The sequence below is a fragment of the Desulfocicer niacini genome (assembly GCF_054657595.1).
Genome location: NZ_BAAHYK010000142.1, coordinates 1 through 1,103 on the forward strand (window position 1 = coordinate 1; position 1,103 = coordinate 1,103).

Consider the following 1,103-nt stretch of genomic DNA (forward strand, 5'->3'; position numbering starts at 1 on the left):
ATTTTGTTATCTGGTAAAGGTAGGACTCTTGGGTCTTATTGGAAAAATTTCTCAATTTCATGGCCCGGATCATTTCATCACGTAACTTTGTCATATTACCTCCTTGAAAAGGTTTAAAAGCAGACAAAGGTAACGATAAAATGAACAATGAAGAATTGGAAAGAAATTTTTCTGTTTTTTGTGGTTGAAACAAAAGAAGGGGATGTGGGGAAGATGCTGATTATGCTACGGATACTTCCCCGAAGGGGTTTAGTTCAACGCTGCTAATCAGCCGCGCGGCTTTTTGCGTCGGCTGAATTAGCCTTGTTATGCCTTTTCAGCGATGTAGCCACCAAAAAGGTATGACTGGTAAAATTTATAATTCTTTGTGAAACCGCTTGATTTCAACAGTTCAATAATTCTTTCTTCGGGTATGAATTGTAAATCCGTATCTACATGAGAAAAATCTTTATCGATTTGGTCTTTGTCTTCACGGGTATCGTATTGATGGCTTTTCCATGCAGATAATAGAATTTTGTACTTTTCTGATTTTTTTTGACCTTCAAGATCGATAAGAATAAGTTTTCCACCTTCTTTCAATTTTTCTGAAATATTTTTAAGGTAATTTTCTTTATCACCATTGTCTTTTAGGAACTGCATTACCAGAATTGAGGTAGCTGCATCAAAATTGTTTTCTTTAATGTTTTCGATTTTTCCCTCTACAACGATGATTCTGTTAGATAGCCCTAATTGAGAAATTTTGTTTTTTGAGCTTGTTACCATTTCTTTCGTAGGGTCAAAACCAACAATACTCCAACTCTTTTGATTTTCAGCATATGTTATAGCTTCATGGCCTGTACCAATGCCCGATATAAGAATTTTTGCATTTTCCGGCAAATTATCTTTAAGAAGGTAATATGATAGGTCGTGCATCTCATTGTACCCACGAATGACTTTTCGTATTTTTTCATCATAAGTGTTGGCATGTTTATCGCCAAAATGTTGAGTAGCGTCGAAATTTTTATTGACTGTCATTTTTATTCCTCGTCATCGAGCACCATCCTTTTATTTGGGGCATAACGGGCCGGGCTGTTAAGCCGCGAGACTCGCAGGCCTTGAAAAGA

At 36.5% G+C, this 1,103-nt stretch carries 1 protein-coding gene; it reads right to left on the minus strand.

Features of this window, described 5'->3' with window-relative positions; genetic code table 11:
• Positions 1–306: 306 nt before the first annotated feature.
• The gene (locus ACYQ2M_RS25085) at positions 307–1,014 is read right to left on the minus strand and encodes a class I SAM-dependent methyltransferase (protein WP_459919142.1); all 708 of its coding nucleotides are present in this window, start codon (positions 1,012–1,014) and stop codon (positions 307–309) included.
• Positions 1,015–1,103 lie beyond the last annotated feature (89 nt).

What these genes read in the sequence shown, in the direction of transcription:
- ACYQ2M_RS25085 (WP_459919142.1), bottom strand. Translation starts at nt 1,014, where the DNA reads ATGACAGTCAATAAAAATTTCGACGCTACTCAACATTTTGGCGATAAA.